A 1,774-nucleotide genomic window follows, 5' to 3' on the forward strand; every position below is an offset into this window, starting at 1 on the left:
AAGGAAAACCCACCATTTTGCGAAACTGACTTAATTCAAAACACAACCGAATTAATTGAATATTTAAAAACCGTGCAATAAAACATCAGCTAATAACTAAGCTTTCGTTTTGTCTGCAAGACAAGAAATGAAAGCCCGTTGAACGGAAGCTCCGGTGGCTTTTCAGCAGTATGATGGTCCTCTTATGGGGATGTCGTTTTTAGGATTTAGAGGTACAAAGCAGTTTTTTCGGAAGGACTGCTTTTTTTGTGGCGTTGGGTAGCCTTTGGAAGTGGTTTCTGCGGGGTTTTACTGGCTGTAGGGCACAGCTTCCCTTACCCGCAAAGGTTATTTTGCAGACAGCGTTTGGGTAACGAAAAGAAAATCCTGCGGCGGCCCCCGCTGCCCGAAAATAGCAATGGTCACAAGGTTTCCTTCCTTGCAGCACCGGCATTTATTGAGCAGCGTTTTGGGTTTTACCTCCGGGATCTTGATCTTTAAATCTGATTGCAGAGCCTGGAGTTTCCCGCGTTTCCAGCTGCTGCTCAGGATTCCATAATGCCTGATCCGCACAAACCTTCTGGGCAGAATATGAAGACTGAAGCGCCTGATAAACTCCACATGGGATAGGGTCATCTCCTTTTTTTCGCCACCTTTCCGGTAATCTTTGTAGCCAAAACGAACTTCTTTATCGGTAACTTCTTTGATGCGGTGGTTGCTGATGGCGACTTTGTGAGTGTATCTCCCCAAGTACTCGATGACCTGTTTCGGGCCGCCAAAAGGCCGCTTGGCATACACTACCCAGTTTTTGGAGAAAAGTTTGTCCATTAAATCCCGGTCTGTAATTCCACAAGTTCTTAAGGATGCCACAAACTTGGCGCGGAATACTTTGCTCATCGCTTTTACAGAGAAGAGATATTTATCGGTTCGTACTTTCTTTTTCCACTTTCCGTGATGATCAATTCCGCCGCCAGGAACAATGCAGTGCAGGTGCGGATGCAAGCTCAGGTTCTGTCCCCACGTGTGAAGTATCGCAATCATTCCGAGCTGCATTCCTTCCGTTTTGCCAAACTGGTTTAATGTTGCCCAAGCTGCTTCAAACAATGTTTTGTAAATGAGTGTGGGATTGGCAATTGCCAAACCGTTCAGCTCTTCGGGAAGCGTGAAAACTGTAAGCTCCCCCAAAAAAAGTACAGTTTAAAAAGAGAAAAATTATTAATTTTAAACTAAACTGTAATTATGAAGAGTAGTAAATTTAGTCCTACTCAAATCTCGAAGATCCTTCAAGAATTTGAATCTGGAAAAGATATTAATACAATTGTTAGAGAACATGGAGTTAGCAAAGCTACGTTTTATAAGTGGCGTCAACGCTACGGTGGCATGGAAGCAAGTGAATTAAAGAAAATAAAGGCCCTTGAAGAAGAAAACGCCAAACTCAAACGCATGTATGCTAATTTGGCTTTAGAATTAGACATGGCTAAATACATCATTGAAAAAAAGCTTTAAAGCCTTGCCATAAAAGAGCTATCATAAAAGATGTTTTGACCAAATATCCAAAAGGCAAAAGCAAGGCTTGCCGTATTTTACAGACTAGTCGAAGTAGTTTAGTGTATCAATCCATCAAAAATGATTCTGATTTAATCCAGCGATTAGAGAAATTTGCTCAAGATCATCCCAGAGAAGGTTTTTGGAAGTACTATTATCGCCTTCGAAATGATGGAAATAAAGTAAATCAACCCGTAGTGCATTATAAAAAAGGTTACTCATAATACGAAAATTTCGTATATTGTATTGA

1 protein-coding gene and 1 pseudogene are annotated in these 1,774 nt (G+C 41.3%); one reads left to right on the forward strand and one right to left on the reverse strand.

The features are described 5' to 3' along the window. Positions 1–327 precede the first annotated feature (327 nt). Positions 328–1,149: pseudogene (locus B0B05_RS16190) on the reverse strand (IS91 family transposase); the annotation flags it as partial. Positions 1,150–1,218: 69 nt separating this feature from the next. Here B0B05_RS16190 and B0B05_RS16195 point away from each other — a divergent pair. Then, entirely contained in the window at positions 1,219–1,485 is a 267-nt protein-coding gene (locus tag B0B05_RS16195; RefSeq protein WP_076784603.1) for a transposase, read from the forward strand. Positions 1,486–1,774: the final 289 nt, after the last annotated feature.

This window comes from Epilithonimonas bovis DSM 19482 (genome assembly GCF_900108115.1).
Lineage (GTDB): Bacteria > Bacteroidota > Bacteroidia > Flavobacteriales > Weeksellaceae > Epilithonimonas > Epilithonimonas bovis.

Excerpts from the sequence above, each read along its gene's own strand:
- B0B05_RS16195 (WP_076784603.1), top strand. The coding sequence starts at position 1,219 with ATGAAGAGTAGTAAATTTAGTCCTACTCAAATCTCGAAGATCCTTCAA.